Annotated in this window: 23 protein-coding genes; 12 read left to right on the top strand and 11 right to left on the bottom strand. The window is 61.2% G+C overall.

Annotated elements, in window-relative coordinates:
• Nucleotides 1–91 precede the first annotated feature (91 nt).
• From N8H74_RS13225 to N8H74_RS13210, 4 genes are all read left to right on the top strand, one after another.
• A complete protein-coding gene (locus N8H74_RS13225; RefSeq protein ID WP_217830792.1) occupies nt 92–1,048 on the top strand; it encodes a LysR family transcriptional regulator in 957 nt (318 codons plus the stop codon).
• Between the two features lie 83 nt (nt 1,049–1,131).
• A complete protein-coding gene (locus tag N8H74_RS13220; protein WP_217830791.1) occupies nt 1,132–1,596 on the top strand; it encodes a MarR family transcriptional regulator in 465 nt (154 codons plus the stop codon).
• Between the two features lie 263 nt (nt 1,597–1,859).
• Nucleotides 1,860–2,279 (top strand): organic hydroperoxide resistance protein, encoded by a 420-nt coding sequence (locus tag N8H74_RS13215; protein ID WP_217830790.1) that lies wholly within the window; start codon nt 1,860–1,862, stop codon nt 2,277–2,279.
• A 34-nt stretch (nt 2,280–2,313) separates the two neighbouring features.
• Complete coding sequence (locus tag N8H74_RS13210; RefSeq protein ID WP_217830789.1) at nt 2,314–3,327, top strand: alpha/beta hydrolase; 1,014 nt, start codon at nt 2,314–2,316, stop codon at nt 3,325–3,327.
• 85 nt (nt 3,328–3,412) lie between these two features.
• Here N8H74_RS13210 and N8H74_RS13205 read toward each other — a convergent pair whose 3' ends face one another.
• Both N8H74_RS13205 and earP read right to left on the bottom strand, forming a co-directional pair.
• On the bottom strand, nt 3,413–3,982 hold the full coding sequence (locus N8H74_RS13205; RefSeq protein ID WP_123466546.1) for an elongation factor P: 570 nt from the start codon (nt 3,980–3,982) through the stop codon (nt 3,413–3,415).
• A 48-nt stretch (nt 3,983–4,030) separates the two neighbouring features.
• Entirely contained in the window at nt 4,031–5,173 is a 1,143-nt protein-coding gene (gene earP, locus N8H74_RS13200; protein ID WP_262148044.1) for an elongation factor P maturation arginine rhamnosyltransferase EarP, read from the bottom strand.
• 124 nt (nt 5,174–5,297) lie between these two features.
• On the opposite strand from earP, the gene N8H74_RS13195 reads away from it, so the two are divergent.
• Both N8H74_RS13195 and N8H74_RS13190 read left to right on the top strand, forming a co-directional pair.
• Nucleotides 5,298–5,705 (top strand): hypothetical protein, encoded by a 408-nt coding sequence (locus N8H74_RS13195; RefSeq protein ID WP_217830787.1) that lies wholly within the window; start codon nt 5,298–5,300, stop codon nt 5,703–5,705.
• A 2-nt stretch (nt 5,706–5,707) separates the two neighbouring features.
• Nucleotides 5,708–6,190: a GreA/GreB family elongation factor gene (locus N8H74_RS13190; RefSeq protein ID WP_217830786.1), complete on the top strand. Its 483-nt coding sequence runs from the start codon at nt 5,708–5,710 to the stop codon at nt 6,188–6,190.
• An 8-nt stretch (nt 6,191–6,198) separates the two neighbouring features.
• Here N8H74_RS13190 and cysB read toward each other — a convergent pair whose 3' ends face one another.
• From cysB to N8H74_RS13165, 5 genes are all read right to left on the bottom strand, one after another.
• A complete protein-coding gene (gene cysB / locus N8H74_RS13185) occupies nt 6,199–7,173 on the bottom strand; it encodes an HTH-type transcriptional regulator CysB (protein WP_085700020.1) in 975 nt (324 codons plus the stop codon).
• 113 nt (nt 7,174–7,286) lie between these two features.
• Nucleotides 7,287–7,790, bottom strand: coding sequence for a universal stress protein (locus N8H74_RS13180; protein WP_217830785.1), 504 nt, complete (start codon nt 7,788–7,790; stop codon nt 7,287–7,289).
• Between the two features lie 98 nt (nt 7,791–7,888).
• Complete coding sequence (locus N8H74_RS13175; RefSeq protein WP_262148040.1) at nt 7,889–8,794, bottom strand: 5'-nucleotidase; 906 nt, start codon at nt 8,792–8,794, stop codon at nt 7,889–7,891.
• 30 nt (nt 8,795–8,824) lie between these two features.
• Nucleotides 8,825–9,781: a putative 2-dehydropantoate 2-reductase gene (locus N8H74_RS13170; RefSeq protein ID WP_262148038.1), complete on the bottom strand. Its 957-nt coding sequence runs from the start codon at nt 9,779–9,781 to the stop codon at nt 8,825–8,827.
• Nucleotides 9,778–10,164 carry a thioredoxin family protein gene (locus N8H74_RS13165; RefSeq protein ID WP_262148036.1) on the bottom strand — a complete coding sequence of 129 codons (387 nt, stop codon included), beginning with the start codon at nt 10,162–10,164 and terminating at the stop codon, nt 9,778–9,780. The genes N8H74_RS13170 and N8H74_RS13165 overlap by 4 nt, the downstream gene beginning before the upstream one ends.
• Here N8H74_RS13165 and N8H74_RS13160 point away from each other — a divergent pair.
• Together N8H74_RS13160 and N8H74_RS13155 are read left to right on the top strand one after the other, a co-directional pair.
• The gene (locus N8H74_RS13160; protein WP_217830781.1) at nt 10,163–10,606 is read left to right on the top strand and encodes a PilZ domain-containing protein; all 444 of its coding nucleotides are present in this window, start codon (nt 10,163–10,165) and stop codon (nt 10,604–10,606) included. The genes N8H74_RS13165 and N8H74_RS13160 overlap by 2 nt on opposite strands.
• A 191-nt stretch (nt 10,607–10,797) precedes the next feature.
• Nucleotides 10,798–11,874 (top strand): 3-deoxy-7-phosphoheptulonate synthase, encoded by a 1,077-nt coding sequence (locus N8H74_RS13155; protein WP_114884576.1) that lies wholly within the window; start codon nt 10,798–10,800, stop codon nt 11,872–11,874.
• 71 nt (nt 11,875–11,945) lie between these two features.
• On the opposite strand, the gene N8H74_RS13150 is transcribed toward N8H74_RS13155, so the two are convergent.
• A complete protein-coding gene (locus N8H74_RS13150; RefSeq protein ID WP_007955658.1) occupies nt 11,946–12,227 on the bottom strand; it encodes a GNAT family N-acetyltransferase in 282 nt (93 codons plus the stop codon).
• Nucleotides 12,228–12,861: 634 nt separating this feature from the next.
• Between N8H74_RS13150 and oprI the strand changes: the two genes are divergently transcribed.
• The gene (oprI, locus tag N8H74_RS13145; protein WP_011335311.1) at nt 12,862–13,113 is read left to right on the top strand and encodes an outer membrane lipoprotei OprI; all 252 of its coding nucleotides are present in this window, start codon (nt 12,862–12,864) and stop codon (nt 13,111–13,113) included.
• Nucleotides 13,114–13,233: 120 nt separating this feature from the next.
• On the opposite strand, the gene N8H74_RS13140 is transcribed toward oprI, so the two are convergent.
• The 3 genes from N8H74_RS13140 to N8H74_RS13130 all read right to left on the bottom strand — a co-directional run bounded on the left by N8H74_RS13140 (nt 13,234) and on the right by N8H74_RS13130 (nt 15,286).
• On the bottom strand, nt 13,234–14,205 hold the full coding sequence (locus N8H74_RS13140; protein ID WP_217830780.1) for a L,D-transpeptidase family protein: 972 nt from the start codon (nt 14,203–14,205) through the stop codon (nt 13,234–13,236).
• A 124-nt stretch (nt 14,206–14,329) separates the two neighbouring features.
• Nucleotides 14,330–14,623: a hypothetical protein gene (locus N8H74_RS13135; protein ID WP_003226812.1), complete on the bottom strand. Its 294-nt coding sequence runs from the start codon at nt 14,621–14,623 to the stop codon at nt 14,330–14,332.
• Nucleotides 14,624–14,680: 57 nt separating this feature from the next.
• A complete protein-coding gene (locus N8H74_RS13130) occupies nt 14,681–15,286 on the bottom strand; it encodes an arylesterase (protein WP_217830779.1) in 606 nt (201 codons plus the stop codon).
• Between the two features lie 10 nt (nt 15,287–15,296).
• Between N8H74_RS13130 and N8H74_RS13125 the strand changes: the two genes are divergently transcribed.
• From N8H74_RS13125 to greB, 3 genes are read left to right on the top strand one after another with little or no spacing between them, the layout of a single operon-like run.
• Nucleotides 15,297–15,980 (top strand): ABC transporter ATP-binding protein, encoded by a 684-nt coding sequence (locus N8H74_RS13125; protein ID WP_262148031.1) that lies wholly within the window; start codon nt 15,297–15,299, stop codon nt 15,978–15,980.
• Nucleotides 15,980–18,484, top strand: coding sequence for an ABC transporter permease (locus tag N8H74_RS13120; RefSeq protein ID WP_262148029.1), 2,505 nt, complete (start codon nt 15,980–15,982; stop codon nt 18,482–18,484). Before N8H74_RS13125 ends, N8H74_RS13120 begins: the two co-directional genes overlap by 1 nt.
• A gap of 34 nt (nt 18,485–18,518) precedes the next feature.
• Complete coding sequence (gene greB, locus N8H74_RS13115) at nt 18,519–19,016, top strand: transcription elongation factor GreB (RefSeq protein ID WP_262148027.1); 498 nt, start codon at nt 18,519–18,521, stop codon at nt 19,014–19,016.
• Nucleotides 19,017–19,024 lie beyond the last annotated feature (8 nt).

Genomic DNA, 19,024 nt, shown 5'->3' with positions numbered 1-19,024 from the left:
AGGCGATTCATCCTACGCAGTCGACGCTGGCACGGAAACGCACAGCAACGCACAATGGCTTTGCCAAATTCGCATAAGCGTTGATTGATCCATGAATCCGAACCAATTGACCGACCAACTGGGCCTGTTCCTCGACGTGCTGGAAAGCGGCAGCTTTTCGGCGGCGTCGCGGCGCCATCCACTGACGCCGTCGGCCGTGGCCCGACGGATCGACAGTCTTGAGAACGCCGTCGGCAGCCAGTTGTTCATCCGCAGTACCCATGCCGTGCGCGCCACCCCGGCCGGCCTGGCCTTCGCCGAACGGGCGCGGCGGATCGTCGCCGAGCTTCGTCTGGCCCGCGCCGAGGCGGTGTCCCTGAGCAGTGCGCCGGAAGGCTTGATCCGGGTCGACGCCCCTGCCGCGTTCGGTCGGCGACACCTGGCGCCGGTGATTGCTGACTTTCTGGTGCTGTATCCAGGCCTGGATGTGCAGTTGCATCTGATCGACAGCTTCGTCGACATGGGCGGCTCGAACCTGGGCAAGGTCGATCTGGTCCTGCGTGCCGGGCAACTGGCGGATACCCGGTTGGTCGCCACGCCATTGGCGAGCATGGTGCGGATTGCCTGCGCCAGCCCCGACTATCTCAAGCGGCGCGGCGCTCCCAGCGATCCTGCGCAACTCGGTGAACACGACGGCCTCGACTGGGAGGGCCTGGCCCCACCCTTCGCCTGGCGTTTCGAGCAGGACGGGCAGATGCAGTTGCACCGTCCGGCGCGGATCCGCATGAGCGCCAACAACGCCGAGGCCCTGGTGTTCGGCGCACTGGCCGGGTTGGGGATCGCCCACCTGCCGACCTGGCTGGCGAGCGAGTACCTGCTGCGCGGGGAATTGCTGCCGCTGTTCTGTGACAACGGTCTGCCGAAACCGGAAACCACCGGCATCTATGCCCTGCGCCTGGAACAACAGGCCAGCTCGCGCAGCCGCCTGCTGCTGGAATACCTCAAGACCCGTTTCAGCCCGGTGCCGCCCTGGGATCTGGCGCTGCAACGGGATCTGGGCCGGCACTAGCCGATTCGACGTGGGCCACAATTGTCTGGCGCATTAAAGATTCGAGCGCTAGATTCATCAGCATCACCGTTCAAGGCACTGACATGACCACCGACCGCAACACCCCCGACCTCTGCGAAGACCTGCTGCTCGATAATCAGGCCTGCTTCGCCCTGCACTCCACCTCGCTGATGATGACCAAGGTCTACAAGCCGCTGTTGCAAGCGCTGGGCCTGACGTATCCGCAATACCTGGCGATGATGGTGCTGTGGGAGAAGGATGGTTTGACCGTCGGAGAAATCAGCACGCGCCTGCTGACGGATCCGGGTTCACTGACGCCGCTGCTCAAGCGTCTGGAAGCGGAAGGTGTGCTCAGCCGCACCCGCAGCCGCGAAGATGAGCGCGTGGTGATTGTCGAACTGACCGAACAGGGACGCGCCCTTCGCCAGAAAGCCGAAACCATCCCGCAATGCATCCTCGGCGCCAGCGGCTTCAGCCTCGAACGTCTGCAGAATCTGCAAGCCGAGTTGCAGGCCCTGCGCAGCCATTTGCAGGACAGCCTGATCTAAGACCTGCACCTGTGGGAGCAAGCCTGCTCCCACAAAGCCCTCGCTCCCGCACTCCCCTGCGATTTTTTTTCGCCCCCCGTTTCTCCCCGAAAACCTTTTCAGATCAAAAACTTCCGACCTATCCGGCACCCCTCCTCCAGCCCTGAATCGGATTTTTTTGAAAATTTATCTTGCGCACTAAATATTAGAGCGATACATTCACCTCGCAATTAGTTAACGCGCAAACAATTAGCGCAACAATCACACTCGATGAGGCTCACACCATGCAAACTCTCTACACCGCAATCGCAACCTCCACCGGCGGCCGTGACGGTCGTGCGATCTCCAGCGACAACATCCTCGACGTCAAACTGGCGACCCCGAAAGAACTCGGCGGCGCAGGCGGCGCGGCCACCAACCCTGAGCAACTGTTCGCCGCCGGCTACTCGGCCTGCTTCATCGGCGCACTGAAATTCGTCGCCAGCCAGACCAAACGCAAAATCCCGGACAACGCCTCGATCACCGCTCACGTCGGCATCGGCCAGATCCCTGGCGGTTTCGGTCTGGACATCGACCTGCACATCAGCCTGCCAGGCCTGGAACAAGCCGACGCGCAAAGCCTGGTCGACGCAGCCCACCAGGTCTGCCCGTACTCCAACGCCACCCGTGGCAACGTCGATGTACGTCTGCACGTCACCGTCTGACCACTGACGCCCCAGGCCCGAACAGGAAATGAACATGAACACTTTCAGCAAAGTCTTGACCGGTACTCTTCTCGCCCTGTCCGTTCACAGCGCATTTGCCGGTGACGTTGAACACAACACCCAGGCGTTCCTCGATGCCTTGAACGCCGGCACCGGAAAACCGCTGGAGCAACTGACACCCAAAGACGCCCGCGCCGTGCTGGCGGGTGCGCAGTCCGGAGTCAAACTGACACTGCCCAAGGCGGACGTCAGCGAGAAGACCATCCAGGTCGATGGCCAACCGTTGAGCCTGACCATCGTCCGGCCGGCCGGAGTCAAGGGTGAGCTGCCGGTGTTCATGTTCTTCCACGGCGGTGGCTGGGTGCTGGGGGATTTCCCGACCCACGAACGACTGGTGCGGGATCTGGTGGTCGGTTCCGGCGCGGCGGCCGTGTTCGTCAACTACACGCCGTCACCGGAAGCGCATTACCCGGTGGCGATCAACCAGGCCTACGCCGCGACTCGCTGGGTGGCGGAACACGGTAAAGAGATCAACGTCGATGGCAAACGCCTGGCCGTGGCCGGCAACAGCGTCGGCGGCAACATGGCGGCAGTGGTTGCCCTGATGGCGAAAGACAAAGGCACCCCGGCCATCCGCTTCCAGGTGCTGCTGTGGCCGGTGACCGATGCGAACTTCGATACCGGTTCCTACAACCAGTACGCCGAGGGGCACTTCCTCACCCGCAACATGATGAAGTGGTTCTGGGACAGCTACACCACCGATGCCGGGCAGCGCAACGAGATCTACGCCTCGCCGCTGCGGGCCACCACCGCGCAGTTGCAAGGCTTGCCGCCAGCGCTGGTACAAACCGCCAGTGCCGACGTGCTGCGTGACGAAGGCGAAGCCTACGCCCGCAAACTCGACGAGGCCGGTGTGCCGGTCACGGCGGTGCGCTACAACGGCATGATCCACGACTACGGCTTGCTCAACGTGGTCAGCCAAGTGCCGGCGGTGCGTTCGGCGATGTTGCAGGCGTCGGAAGAGCTCAAGCAACACCTGAAGAAATAAGCGCCAAAAGCGCGGCCGCAATTCTTTCAGGCATAAAAAAGCCCGACTCAATGGTCGGGCTTTTTCTTTCCGCAAAAAGCAGTGCTTATTTGGCACGGCCTTTGTAGGAACCGCCTTCGCGGGTATCGATCTCGATCATGTCGCCGATTTCGATGAAGTCAGCCACCGACAGCTCGGTACCGTTCTTCAGTTTGGCAGGCTTCATCACCTTGCCGGAAGTGTCACCGCGAGCGGAACCTTCGGTGTAGTCAACCTGACGCACGATGGTGGTCGGCAGTTCTACGGAAACCAGACGCTCTTCGAAGAACACGGCTTCGCAAACGTCGGTCATGCCTTCTTCCACGAATGGCAGAACGGCTTCGATGTCTTCAGCGTTCAGCTCGTACATGGTGTAGTCGGTGGTGTCCATGAACGTGTAGGAGTCACCGCTGATGAAAGACAGGGTGGCTTCTTTACGATCCAGGATCACGTCGTCCAGTTTGTCGTCCGCACCGTAAACGGTTTCGGTCTTGTAACCGGTCAGCAGGTTTTTCAGCTTGGTCTTCATGATCGCGCTGTTACGGCCCGACTTGGTGAATTCAGCTTTCTGAACCAGCCAAGGATCGTTGTCGATACGGATCACGGTACCGGGTTTGAGTTCTTTACCAGTTTTCATTGCGAATATCCGAATTTGGATGGGATGTACAAAAATCTAGGCCGCGTATCATAGCCAATTTCGGTAAAACTGTACCAGCGCCTTGGCAAGATCAGCTTGCAAGGCCTGTTCCAGACACCATTGTTCAGCGTTTTTTTGCAGTTCCGGCCAATGTTCACGGGCCGCGAGCCAGAGCGCGCCAATAGGTTGTCCGGCGCTCCAGGCCCGCCAGAGACCGTTCATCGCCTCGGCGGCGGCCGGTGAAAGCGCTTTTGTGTAGAGCGCGAGGAACGCGTCGAGCTTGTCCAGGTGAATGTCTTCGTCCTGCTGATAGATGTGCCAGAGCATCGGCCGCCCCGCCCATTGCGCTCGAACGAACGAATCCTCGCCACGCACGGCGTTGAAATCGCAGCACCAGAGCAACTGGTCATATTGATCCTGTCGGACGAACGGCAACACTTGCACGGTCAGCGACTGGCGCACATGCAGCGCGCCGGTCGCCAGCGACTCGACCCCGAGCCAACGCGCGACGTCGCCCAGAATCCGCCCTTCCGGCACCAGCAGGTGAGTCGGCGTCGCGTCGGCGGCGAGCACATCCAGCCAGCTGGCCAACCCGGCGTTCTCGTAGGCGAACAGTGAAATCAGTTGCGCGCCGGGCGTCGGCTCAATGCCCAGATCGTGCAGGAATTTTCGCTGCGCATCGGGATCCCGCTGAAATTGCTCACGACGCTCAAGCAAACCGCTTTCACGCAACAGTCCACCCGTACCGGGCTGAAACCCCGGGAAGAAAAAGAACTTCTGCACGGTTTTGTATTTCACTGACGGCAGGCCATGGCAACCGATCACCCAGTCTTCGGCGCTGAGATAGTCGAGGTTCATCCATAACGGCGGTTTTTCCCGCTCGGCCATGGCGTCCATGTAGGCGCCCGGCAACTGACAGGCGAATGCGGCGATCACCACATCGGCGGCTTCGGTCGGCGACCACTCGGCGGACCAATGTCGCACCTCGACGCCTTCCTGAAGTTGCTGCTCCAGCTCAACGTCGATCGCCGGGCAGATCCGCTCGAACGCACGCAGGTCGTCGACCCACAGCCGCACCGCCAAACCGTGTTCGGCCACCAGTTGCCGGGCCAGGCGCCAGGTCACACCGATATCGCCATAGTTGTCGACCACGGTGCAAAAAATGTCCCAGCGGGTTTTCAGTGGCGGCATTCAAGACTCCCGGTGGCAAAAGCGTCGATTGTCCGCATAAATCTCTGCGTACAGAAGAGCCGACGACGATTAATCTTCGTGCGACAATCGCCACTTGCCCGCAATCACCCGCCAGGAGGCAGTCATGCCCTACCGTCCCAATCCGCGTCGCCCCTTGCCTGTTCAGCTTAGCGCGCTGCGTTTGACCGGCAGCATCGCCCTGGGCATGTGGCTGGGGTTCCTGGCGATCGCGCTGACCTGCTGGCTGCTCTCGCGCTTGCTGTTCAACGAACAACTGGCCCCCGTCGCCCAGGCTGTGCAGCAACTCGCCAGGCCACCGGCGGCTCAGACGGCGCCGGACATTCCGCCACCGAGCCCGCAATTCCAGCAGTACGAAGAAAACCTGCGCAAGAACGAGCAACAGGTTCGCCTCGACCAGGCCCGCAACAGCGCCCGTAACCTGTCGAACCCCAAATGCCAGTTCTGGCTGCAACAGGATCAGACCGCGCCGAGCGAGAAAAGCCGCGCCAACGTCCTGCAATTCTGCGATTGATCATGAACAAGCACAGCGTCCACCAACTGATTCTCGACAAGCTGCGGATCGATCTCGACATCGCCGAGCGCGCCGCGTTGACCGCTTACGAAACCGCGACCCACGAAGAAAACATCGCCGAAAACAAGTACGACACGCTGGGGCTGGAAGCGGCATACCTGGCGGCCGGACAGGCGAAGCGGGTCGAGGAAATCCGTCAGTCGCTGACGCTGTGCCAGAACCTGACATTGCGTGCCTATGACGATCAGCGCGGAATCGAAATCGGCGCCCTGCTCGGTCTGGAAGACGAAAAGGGTCGCGAGCAATGGCTGTTCCTGGCGCCGGATGCGGCAGGCCTGAAAGTCGAGGTGGTGGGTCAGCCGATTACCGTCATCACGCCTCGCTCGCCGCTGGGCAAAAGCCTGCTGGGCAAGTTCGAGGGTGATGAGGTGGAGATTCTGGTGGCGGGCGCTCGGCAACAGTTCGCTGTCACCGAGGTGCTGTAGCGCGGTGCTTAGTGGACGGGCAGTTCAACACCTTCGAACAGCTCTTCCAGTTCCTGCTTGTTGTGGCACTGAATGGCTTTGGCCATCACATCGCGGGTCAGGTGCGGCGCGAACTTCTCGATGAAGTCGCACATGAAACCACGCAGGAAAGTGCCGCGACGGAAACCGATCTTGGTCACGCTCGACTCGAACAGTTCGCTGGCATCGAGCACCACCAGGTCGTTGTCGAGTTTGGTATCGACGGCCATTTTCGCCACGATGCCGACGCCCAGGCCCAGGCGCACGTAGGTTTTGATCACGTCGGCGTCGGCGGCGGTGAACACCACTTTCGGCGTCAGGCCGCGATGGCTGAAGGCTTCGTCGAGCTTCGAACGGCCGGTGAAACCGAACACGTAAGTCACGATCGGGTATTCGGCGAGCGCTTCGAGGGTCAGCTTCGGCAGTTTGGTCAGCGGGTGCCCCTGCGGCACGACCACGCAACGGTTCCAGCGATAGCACGGCATCATCACCAGATCGCCGAACAATTCCAGCGCTTCGGTGGCGATGGCGAAATCCACGGTGCCGTCAGCGGCCATTTCGGCGATCTGCATCGGCGAACCTTGATGCATGTGCAGCGCCACGTCCGGGTATTGCTTGATGAAATTGCTGATCACCGGCGGCAGTGCATAACGCGCCTGGGTGTGGGTGGTGGCGATCGACAGGGTGCCCTTTTTCTCGTTGGAGAATTCCTGGGCGATCTGTTTGATGCTTTCGACCTTGCGCAGAATCTCACCGGCGGTGGTGATGATGCGCTCGCCGGCCGGCGTGACGCGGGTCAGGTGCTTGCCGCTGCGGGCGAATACTTCGACGCCGAGTTCGTCTTCCAGCAGACGGATTTGCTTACTGATGCCCGGTTGCGAGGTGTAAAGACTTTGGGCTGTAGCGGAAACGTTGAGGTCGTGGTGCGCCACTTCCCAGATGTAGCGCAATTGTTGAAGCTTCATATGAATCCCTCAAAGCAGATAGACGCCACGGGCATCAGCGACGGTATATAACTATATTAATGGTTTGAAGAATAAATCTAGAACTTTTTTATCAAAACGCCATTATTCCTGCCTCAACGATCCTCCCGCCGCCGACGCTCCACCAACGGCACCAGATAAACCGGCACCTTGGACAATTGCAGGACCCTGGCCGCCGTGCGCCCCAACGGCGTTTCCGCCCCTACCCCGTGGCTGTGGCTTCCCAGAATCAACAGATCGACACCCAGTCTCTGCGCCTGCTCGAGAATCACCTGCGACGGATCGCCCTGGAGCACTCGCACCGAGCGTATCCGTTGCAAATCCTGCTTGCCGTCATCGCCCAGCTCGTCGCGAAAACTCTCGAGCACTCGCTCCTCGATGTTGGCGATGACAGTTTTCAGACCCTGGCTGTGGAATTCGTTCAATGCCTGCTCGTCCAGATAGCTCTGCAACACCGACTCGGCGAACAACCCCATGGGCTCCACCGCATGCACCACATACAAGTCGGCATTGAATGTTCGGGCCAGAGCCAGTGCATGCTGCATCACTAACGGTGCGTACAGACCGAGGTCAGTGGCATACAGCATCGAACGAATCATATGACCTCCTCGCGAGCCAACATGGCGGAGATTTGATTGAGCTTAGCAGTGCCTTGGCGAGTACGACGTATGGCGCAACGTCTTGAAGCGTGGGGGCTTTAGATCGTGGGTTCGTTGCTGATGCCGTGGGGAACGTGACCGGTGGCGACCACTTCCCGGGCCAGTTCGCAATGGCCGGTCTGGTCATCGAAAAACACGTCGGCGGCAAACGCTTCAAGGAACGCCGACTTGGTCAGGCCGCCGAGAAACAGCGACTCGTCCAGCCGGATATCCCATTCGCGCAGGGTGCGAATCACCCGCTCGTGGGCCGGCGCCGAACGGGCGGTGACCAGTGCCGTACGGATCGGGCAATCCTCGTCCGGAAACTCGCGCTGCAACAGATTGAGGGCCGCCAGAAACCCTTTGAACGGGCCACCGCGCAACGGCTCGCGCGCCGACTCGCGCTCCTTGGCTTGAAAGGCTTCGAGGCCGCCAGACTGATAAATCCGCTCCGACTCGTCGGAGAACAGCACCGCATCACCGTCGAAGGCGATACGCAATTCATCACTCGCCGCACGGCTGGCGCCACCGGACAGAATGGTCGCCGCCGCGAAACCGGCATCCAGCGCTGCGCGCACATCCTCGGCATGGGTGGACAAAAACAGATCGCAACCGAACGCCTTCAGGTACGGATAAGGACTGCGCCCGCCAACGAACGCCGCGCGGGAGATCGCCAGGCCGTAATGACCGATCGAGTTGAACACCCGCAACCCGGTGTCGGCACTGTTGCGCGACACCAGAATCACCTCGACCCGGGCACGGCCGAGGCGACTGTTCAGGTCCAGCAGTTTTTCCACCAGAGGGAAGGCATCGCCCGGGGCGAGGATTTCGTCTTCGTGCTCGATCTGATATTGCCGATAGGCTTCAACGCCTTCCGACAGATAAACCTTGTGGCTTTCGCTCAGGTCGAACAAGGCGCGGGACGAAATTGCCAGCACCAGTTTGTCATCGATGTTCTTGGCCATGCTTCCCCCATCCTTTGCGCAAAAACCGACTCAGGCGTTACGCCGGTCGATAAACCCCAGATTGCGATACAGCGCCTCGATGCGCGGCAGTTCACAGCCCGCCGCTTCCGCCGCCGCCAGGGGCCGGGCGTAAATCGCCTCCAGTTCCAGCGGCCGCTTGTGCAGAAAATCGTGGTACATGCTCGGCCAGTAGTCGGGCATTTTCTCGGTCATCATGAACAGGTACTCGGCGTATCCGGGCGGCATGTCATGACCGCAGGCCTTGGCGCCCTGCACCACTTCAGCCATCAGCGCCTGGATCGACGCGCGGCTGTCGACATCGGCCATCAGCGGCGTAGTGCTGGCACCGAGCAGTACCGACAGACCGTTGTAGGGGATGTTCCACACCAGCTTCTGCCAACGGGCCTGGTGCAGATTGGGCATCGCCTGGGAGTCGATGCCGGCGGTACGGAACAGTCCCGCGCCCTCTTCGACAATCGCCATGCGCGTCGCGTCATCGGTCGCCGGGCCGCTGTGATAACCGATGTTCACCGCCCCCAGCGCCTGATGGGTAATCTGCCCTGGAGCGTCGCGATGCACGCAGATCAGGCACAACCCGCCGAGCAGGTGCAGAGAATCGGGCAGCAACTCACGCAAACTGTCTTCGACATCCAGACCGTTTTGCAGCACCAGCACCCTGGCACCGGGTTTCGCCGCCTGAATGATCGACGGCGCCAGACCGGCGTTGCTGGTGGTCTTGGCGCCGACCAGCAACCAGTCACAGGGCGGCATGTCTTCGGCCGACGAATAAGCCTGTACCGGACTCAGCGTCAGCGCGCCATGGACCGCGCTGTCGACCCGCAAGCCATGCTCGGCGACGGCGGAAAACTCACTGCGCAGCAAAAAATGCACATCAAACCCGGCCCGCGCCAGCATCAGGCCGTAGAAACCTCCGATGGCCCCCGTGCCGATAATCCCCACCACCGGTTTGTTGACTGCCCCCATCATGGCAACTCCTCTGCAATTCGACCCAGTGCCTGGGCCACGGCGGCGTTCAGCTCGTCGCGGCTCAGGCGCGTGTGCAATGCCCCAAAGAACTCGCCGTCGCACACGACAAACAGCGCCGGCAAATGAAAGACCTGATATCGCTCGACCAGTCCGCCATTGTTACCGGCGTCAATCCAGCACAGCCGGTCAACCGCCAGTTCCAGCCCCGGCAACACTTCGCGGGCGAACCGGCAGCTCGCGCAGCCGACACTGGTGAAAATCACCAGCGAAACGCCGCTCATCGCCAGCAGCCGTTGGTCGGCGTCGAAATCGGTCAGTTCCGATTCGACCACTATACTGGGGGAAACAATGTCAAATGGCCGACACAGGGAGTCTGTGCTCATGGGACGGTTTATTCCTCATCCGGATGATGTGCCCGTCGAATTAACCTTGCTCAAACCTGAGTGTATTTCGCGGCAACAGCTGCACACTATCAGCCTCGGCGGTATCGCTTGCAATTACCACCGCGCCTGGCGCCATGGCACGGCGTTGCAGGTGCGCATGCCGACCCTCAACGCCGATATCTGTTATCCGGGTTACGTGGCTTGGTGCCTGCGCCGCAAGAAGGGCTATCTGGTGGGCATCGCCTTCACCGACGAGCAGACGCTGTTCAGCGCCCGAATGGGTGAGCAGGTGTGTCAGATCGAGCGTTATTGCCGCCTCAACGAAGCCCCCGACGACCTCCAGAACGTCCAGGCCCTGGCCCTGCAATGGGTCGAACAGCACGCCGACGAGTTCTCCCATGACACCGTGCGCAAGGCCTTTGCCCAGCCGGTTCTGGATTAGGTCATTGGCTTGCGGTTTCCCCGCGCGGTAAAAACTGCACGGCGAACGCCCCCTGAACAGTTACTTTCCCATTGTCGAGCAGGCGCCTAACGCGCTAAGGTTCGGCTCCCCGACGCGCTTAAATCTGCTGTGCTCCGGTCCGCCGCGCGGGGATCGCTGGTGGCCGGCACCCGTGACCTGACGAGTAAACGATGGCTGATTTACCAATCAACGACTTGAACGTCGCTTCCAACGAGACCCTGATCACTCCCGATCAGCTCAAGCGTGATATTCCGCTGAGCGACGCTGCCCTGCGCACCGTCACCAAAGGTCGCGAAGTTATCCGCAATATTCTCGACGGCACCGACCACCGTCTGTTCGTGGTCATCGGGCCTTGCTCGATCCACGACATCAAGGCTGCCCATGAGTACGCCGAGCGCCTGAAAGTGCTGGCGGCGGAAGTCTCCGACACCCTGTATCTGGTGATGCGCGTGTATTTCGAAAAGCCGCGCACCACCGTCGGCTGGAAAGGCCTGATCAACGACCCGTACCTGGACGACTCGTTCAAGATCCAGGACGGTCTGCACATCGGTCGCCAGCTGCTGCTGGATCTGGCGGAAAAAGGCCTGCCAACCGCCACCGAAGCCCTCGACCCGATCTCCCCGCAGTACCTGCAGGACCTGATCAGCTGGTCGGCCATCGGTGCGCGCACCACCGAATCCCAGACCCACCGCGAGATGGCTTCCGGCCTGTCCTCGGCGGTCGGTTTCAAGAACGGCACCGACGGCGGCCTGACCGTGGCGATCAACGCGCTGCAGTCGGTCTCCAGTCCGCACCGTTTCCTGGGGATCAACCAGGAAGGTGGCGTGTCGATCGTCACCACCAAGGGCAACGCCTACGGTCACGTGGTGCTGCGTGGCGGTAATGGCAAGCCGAACTACGACTCGGTCAGCGTCGCCCTGTGCGAGCAAGCGCTGAACAAGGCGAAGATCAAGCCGAACATCATGGTCGATTGCAGCCACGCCAACTCCAACAAGGATCCGGCCCTGCAACCGCTGGTGATGGAGAACGTGGCCAACCAGATCCTCGAAGGCAACCAGTCGATCATCGGCCTGATGGTCGAGAGTCACCTGAACTGGGGCTGCCAGGCGATTCCGAAAGACCTCGCCGACCTGCAATACGGCGTGTCGATCACCGATGCCTGCATCGACTGGTCCGCCACTGAAAACACCTTGCGCAGCATGCACGCCAAGCTCAAGGATGTTCTGCCAAAACGCCAGCGCGGCTGACAGCCGTTTCGCAGGCATAAAAAAACGCCGGGCTCAGCCCGGCGTTTTTGTGTGTGCGGTGTGGTGCAAAATCAGATCTTGGCGGTGCGCCGCTGGTGGCGCTCCATGTAGCGCTCGACGTAGGAGCACGACGGAATCACGGTGTAGCCCATTTCATCGGCATATTGCAGCGCCCGCTCGGTCAGGGCTGCCGCGATGCCTCGGCCACGCAAGGCGTTGGGCACGAAGGTGCGGTAGATATCCAGGGTCTGTTTCCCCAGATCCATATAGGTCAGATAGGCACGATGACCGTCCACATTGGTCTCGAACTGATGACCAGCCTGGTCATGGTGGATGGACAACGCCTCGCTCATCACTACTCCTCGCGGGTCTTTAAATTGCGACCCCTACCTTACCGATGTTTTCCCGGCGAAGGAACATCTACGCCACCCCGTGCCTGATCGACACCAAAAGAGCCACACCGATCTTGCGCAACCGAGCACGTAACAAATATTAGGCACCATTGGCAAAAATGCTCAAGGTGCCCTCGTCACCCTGCTTGCGGGGAGAGGCAGCTCCGGTGGACGCAGGGTCGGTTGGGGAGTCAATCCTCCCCGAAAGCCTGAACATTGCCGGATGTTGAGACTTAAGACGTACCACCTTGTTTAAAGTCACCTCAAGATGGACAAAGATAGGCAACGCATTGCACCAAACCTGAACAAAAGTATGGTCACCGACATATAGACAGACTCTAGCCGAAGCAGGAAAAACAGCACGCGACAACGGGAACTTTTTCTCATTAACTCGCTCAGCTCGCGGCTTGCAGCTGGATATTTTTTAAACAGAACAGTTAAAAGTTGCTCGAAAAAGAATCAACGCCTACAATTTTTTTTGCTTCTTGCGCTACGTCAGTTTACTTACTACAAGTAATGGGTAGTATGTACGCCGGCTATTTCCTCAATCGGAGGAGACAGCCACTTAATTTGAAAGTCCTTGAAGGGGAACACGATGAACAACGTTCTGAAATTCTCTGCTCTGGCTCTGGCCGCAGTTCTGGCTACCGGTTGCAGCAGCGCATCGAAAGAAACCGAAGCACGTCTGACCGCTACTGAAGACGCAGCTGCTCGCGCTCAAGCTCGTGCAGATGAAGCTTACCGTAAAGCTGATGAAGCTCTGGCTGCTGCTCAAAAAGCACAACAGACTGCTGACGAAGCTAACGAGCGTGCTCTGCGCATGCTGGAAAAAGCTAGCCGCAAGTAATAGTCCTTCGGGATTGTTATCAAGCCGACCCATTCTTGGGTCGGCTTTTTTGTGCCCGGTGTTTTCTGCGGGCAATAAAAAACCCGCCGATGTCGTCATCGGCGGGTTTTGTTTTTGAGCTTATTGCTGCAAGTCGATCGGGGCGCTGGAAACGATCGGCGCCGAGGTGTTCGGCGTGGCGATTTCCACCGGCAGGCCATCCTCGGCCGCCACCACATCACGCACCACATCCCAGTTCATGCGCAGGTTGTTGGTGATGTCTTCACGCTTGAGCATCGCGTTGATCACCGCCGTGTGTTTGTCGACCACCGACGGGTTGCCCTTGTCGTCCAGCGGCGTGTGCGCTTCCAGGTAGACCTTGCCGGCACTGCGGCCGAACTTGTACGGGTCGTTGATGATCCGCACCGACGTTCCGACCGGCACCATGCCGGCCATTTCCAGCACGTTGTTGTTGAACATGCGGAAGCAGCCGTGGCTGGTGCGCATGCCGATACCGAACTTCTTGTTCGAACCATGGATCAGGTAGCCCGGCGTGCCCAGGGTGAACTTGAACGGCCCCAGCGGGTTATCGGGACCGGCCGGCACCACGTTCGGCAGCGGATCACCGTCGGCGGCGTGTTCGGCCTTGATCGAGGCCGGCGGCGTCCAGGTCGGGTTCGGGGTCTTGGCGGTGATCGAGGTATGGGCGATCGGCGAGCCCCAGCCTTCACGGCCAATACCCAGCGGGAAGGTGTACACCACGTTCCGGCCTTTCGGGTAGTAGTAGAGGCGGTATTCGGCGAGGTTGATCACGATGCCTTCGCGCGGACCCGGCGGCAGGATGAATCGCGTCGGCAGGACCACTTCGGTGCCGGCACCCGGCAACCAGGCATCGACGCCCGGGTTGGCCGCGACCATTTCCGAATAGCCCAGATCGTAGGTGGTGCCCAGGTCGGCGAAGGTGTCTTCGTACTTGGCCTTGATCACCTGCACCTGGCCGATGATGTCTTCACCGGGTGGTGGCAGGGGGAACTCCAATGCTGCAACGGGGCCGGCCACACACAGGGCGGCAAGAGACAGGCAGCGGGTGACGGCAGGAAAGCGCGGCAACATCCGGAACATCCTTCGCATGATCAACAGGGATATAGGAGCGCGATTGTACACCGCACCTCGGGAATTCGGGGAGATCAGCCCATGACAGGCGATACAAGGCATTTTTTTGGGGAGCGTCGCCCGCTTACAGTTCGAAGCGCAACTCGGGCCAGATCGGCGACGTGCCGCGCTTCTGCGATTCGAGAATCGCCCGGCACAGCGAACACAGGCGCTGATCCTGGAACACCCGGCGATCCACGCTCGACCAGCGCGGCTGCGCCGGCAGCAGACTGCCGCACAGGGTTCGATCCGCCGAGCCACCGAGCTCCAGTTGACGGGTCACCAGATGCACTCGCACTTCCTGGCAGGCGAACAGATCCAGCTGTTCGTCAGGCTCGATCAGTTGATAGGCAAACAGGGACCAGGCAGGGCGCGGCATCGGGGGCTCCAGATAAGGGGGCGCCACATTAGCCGAAAGCCTGCCGCTAGAAAAGCCTCATAGCAGCGGTTTTAGCGTAGGCCAGACATTTTCCAGCAACTTGCCCTGAGCCCCGGCCGCCGGGTGCAGACCATCGGCCTGCATCAGATCCGGATGCCCGCCCACACCATCGAGAAAAAACGGCACCAGGGGGATGTTTTTCTCCTCGGCGAGTTTGCCGTAGACCTGGGCAAAGGCATCGGTGTAGCGCTTGCCGTAATTGGGTGGCAGTTGCATGCCGAGCAACAGCACCTTGGCGCCCTGCTCGCGGGAGCTGTCGATCATCGCAGCAAGGTTTTGTTGCAATTGCGTGGGCGGCATTCCGCGCAGGCCGTCGTTGCCTCCCAGCTCGAGGATCACCAGGGCCGGCTTATGCTCTGCAAGCAGCGCCGGCAGCCGCGCCTGGCCTCCGGCGCTGGTGTCGCCGCTGATGGAGGCATTGACCACTTTGTCGTCAAAACCTTCGGTCCTGAGCCGTTGTTCAAGCAACGACACCCACCCCAACCGGGTATCCAGCCCGAAACCGGCGCTGATACTATCGCCGACGATCAGGACTGTACCCGCCGCTGCGTTCTGGGCCATGCACATCAAGGCCAGGCCAGCACTCAAAAACCACACACGCATCGGATTCTCCATGGGCGCAAGCATTCTCACCGCGAAGAACCTTAGCAAAGTGGTTCCCAGCGCGGAAGGTGAACTGACCATCCTGCACGAACTCAGCCTGGAACTGAACAAGGGCGACAGCCTCGCGATTGTCGGCGCGTCCGGTTCCGGCAAATCCACCCTGCTGGGCCTGCTCGCCGGGCTCGACCTGCCCAGCAGCGGCGAAGTCACCCTCGCCGGCCAGGGCCTGAGCAATCTCGACGAAGACCAGCGAGCGCGCATTCGCGCCGAACACGTCGGTTTCGTCTTCCAGTCATTTCAGCTGCTCGACAGTCTCAACGCCCTGGAAAACGTCATGCTGCCGCTGGAACTCGACGGCCTCAAAGACGCCCGTGGTCGCGCCACCGAACTGCTGCAACGGGTCGGTCTCGGCCAGCGCCTGACCCACTCGCCGCGCCAGCTCTCCGGCGGTGAGCAACAACGCGTGGCGATTGCCCGCGCCTTCGCCGCCGAACCGGACGTGTTGTTCGCCGACGAACCCACCGGCAACCTCGACAGCCATACCGGCGAGCGCATCAGCGATCTGCTGTTCGAATTGAACAAGGAGCGCGGCACGACGCTGGTGCTGGTGACTCACGACGAACGCCTGGCCCATCGCTGCCGGCGCCTGATCCGACTTGAAGCCGGCCTGCTGGTCGCCCCTCTGGAGCCTTGATGGCACGTCTGCCGCTGTTGCGTCTGTTCAGTCTCGCCCTGCGCCAACTCATGCGCGATGCCCGCGCCGGCGAGTTGCGGGTGTTGTTCTTCGCCCTGCTGGTGGCGGTGGCCGCAAGCACCGCGATCGGCTACTTCGGCGCGCGCCTGAACGGCGCCATGATGTTGCGCGCCACCGAGTTTCTCGGCGCCGACCTGTTGCTTGAAGGCAGCTCGCCGGCCCGCCCCGAACAGATCAAGAGCGGCACCGAGCTGCGCCTCGATCATGCGCGGGTCGTGGAGTTTTCCAGCGTCATCGCCACGGACAACGGCATTCAGTTGTCGAGTATCAAAGCGGTCGACCGCGCCTATCCGCTGCGCGGCGAACTGAAAAGCGCCCCCGCCCCTTACGCCACGGAAGAGGCCGGCGGCGAACCGCAACCCGGCGAAGCCTGGGTCGAATCGCGCTTGCTGACTGCGCTGGACCTGAAGATCGGTGACAGCATCGACGTCGGCATGAAGACGCTAAAGCTGACGCGGGTGCTGACGTACGAGCCGGATCGCGCCGGCAATTTCTACAGTCTCACGCCACGGGTTCTGATCAACCTCGACGACCTCGCCGCCACCGGCGTGGTGCAACCCGGCAGCCGGGTGAGCTACCGCGAACTGTGGCGCGGCCAACCCCAGGCACTGGAAACCTATCGACAGTTGATCAAGCCAGGACTGGCGGCCAATCAGCGGATCCAGGACGCCCGCGACGGCAACCGGCAGATCGGCGGCGCCCTGGGCAAGGCCGAGCGCTACCTGAACATGGCGAGTCTGGTCGCCGTGTTGCTGGCCGGGGTGGCCGTTGCATTATCGGCGAACCGCTTCGCCAGCCGCCGTTTTGACGCCAGCGCCTTGTTGCGCTGCCTCGGTTTGTCGCGACGGGAAACCATGGTGCTGTTCAGTTTGCAGCTGACGGTGCTGGGCTTGCTCGCCAGCCTCAGCGGCGCCCTGCTCGGCTGGCTGGCGCAGTTGGGACTGTTCGCGCTGTTGCACGATCTGCTGCCGACCGACGTGCCGCCGGGTGGTTTGCTGCCAGCGCTGGCGGGAATCGGCACCGGGCTGGTGGCCCTGGCCGGTTTCGCCCTGCCGCCGCTTGCAGCGCTGGGTCGCGTGCCGCCGCTGCGGGTGTTGCGTCGGGACCTGCTGCCGATCCCCTCAAGCACCTGGATGGTCTACGGCGCGGCGCTCGGTGCGCTCGGCCTGATCATGTGGCGTCTGAGCCTGGATCTGCTGCTGACGTTTGCCTTGCTCGGCGGTGGCGTGGTCGCCGCGCTGGTGCTGGGCGGTTTGCTGCTGTTGCTGCTGAACAGCCTGCGTCGTCTGCTCGCCCGCGCGTCCTTGCCGTGGCGGCTCGGACTGGGACAATTGCTGCGTCATCCGCTGGCCGCGGCCGGTCAGTCACTGGCCTTCGGTCTGATTCTGTTGTCCATGGCGCTGATCGCGCTGCTGCGCGGCGAACTGCTGGACACCTGGCAAAACCAGTTGCCGAAAAACGCGCCGAACTACTTTGCCCTGAACATCCTGCCGGCGGACAAACAAGCCTTCGCCGATCACCTGGTCAATGTTTCAGCTCAAGCCGCGCCGTTGTATCCGGTAGTGCCAGGTCGCCTGATCAGCATCAATGGCGAAGCGGTGCAGCAAATCGTCAGCAAGGACTCGGCGGGCGACCGCGCCATCCAGCGTGACCTGAGCCTGACCTGGGCCGCCGACCTGCCGGCGGGCAACAAGCTCACCGCCGGCTCGTGGTGGAGCGAGCAGCCATCGGACCATGTGCCGGGGGTATCGGTAGAAGGCAAAGTTGCCGAAAGCCTCAAGCTCAAACTCGGCGATCATCTGGTGTTCAGCGTCGGCGGGGTCAACCGCGAAGCGAAGGTCACCAGTCTGCGGGAAATCAACTGGGACAACTTCCAGCCGAATTTCTTCATGATCTTCCAGCCCGGCACGCTGAAGGATCTGCCGGCGACCTACCTGACCAGTTTCTATCTGGCGCCGGGTCATGACCAGCAGATCGTCGAACTGTCGCGGGCCTTCCCGGCGGTGACCATTCTTCAGGTCGAGGCCTTGCTCGAGCAACTGCGCAGCATCCTCGCCCAGGTCACCTTGGCCGTTGAATATGTATTGTTATTTGTGTTGGCGGCGGGAATGGCTGTGCTGTTCTCCGGGTTGCAGGCAACCCTCGATGAACGCATTCGCCAAGGCGCGTTGTTGCGCGCACTGGGGGCCGAGCGGCAATTGTTGATCAAGGCGCGTCGGATCGAATTTGGTCTGCTGGGCGCAGTCAGCGGATTGCTCGCGGCGATCGGTTCGGAAGTGGTGAGTCTGGTGTTGTATCGCTACGCCTTCGACCTGCCGTGGCATCCGCATCCATGGCTGCTGGTGCTGCCGCTGATAGGCGCGGTGCTGATCGGTGGCGCGGGGGTGTTCGGCACGCGTCGGGCGCTCAACGCAAGTCCGCTGACAGTGTTGCGCGAGGGTTGATAGACTCCGGCCGTCTCCATCACAAGAACCTGCCATGAGCCGTTATCGCCCTCCCCGCACCGCTGGCACCGCGCTGATCACCCCCGAAGGTGAAGCGCGGATGCGCGCCGAATTCCATGAGCTGTGGCATGTGCGCCGGCCGCAAGTGACACAGGCCGTCAGCGAGGCGGCGGCGCAGGGCGATCGTTCGGAAAATGCCGAGTACACCTACGGCAAAAAGATGCTGCGCGAGATCGACAGTCGCGTGCGCTTTCTGACCAAGCGACTCGAAGCCTTGAAGGTTGTCAGCGAAAAACCCAGCGATCCGAACAAGGTCTACTTCGGCGCCTGGGTCACCATCGAGGACGAGGACGGCAAGCAATCGCGCTACCGCATCGTCGGCCCGGATGAACTGGACCTGAAGCTGGGTCTGATCAGCATCGACTCGCCATTGGCCCGCGCCTTGATCGGCAAGGTTCTGGACGCCGAAGTCCGGGTACAGACACCGACCGGGGAACAGTTCGTCTACATCGTGGCGATCGAATACCCCTGAGCCCGCAG

Source organism: Pseudomonas sp. B2M1-30 (assembly GCF_025447575.1).
GTDB lineage: Bacteria > Pseudomonadota > Gammaproteobacteria > Pseudomonadales > Pseudomonadaceae > Aquipseudomonas > Aquipseudomonas botevensis.
The sequence above is the reverse complement of the archived record's forward strand: the minus strand, read 5'-3'. Positions and strand labels throughout refer to the sequence as shown.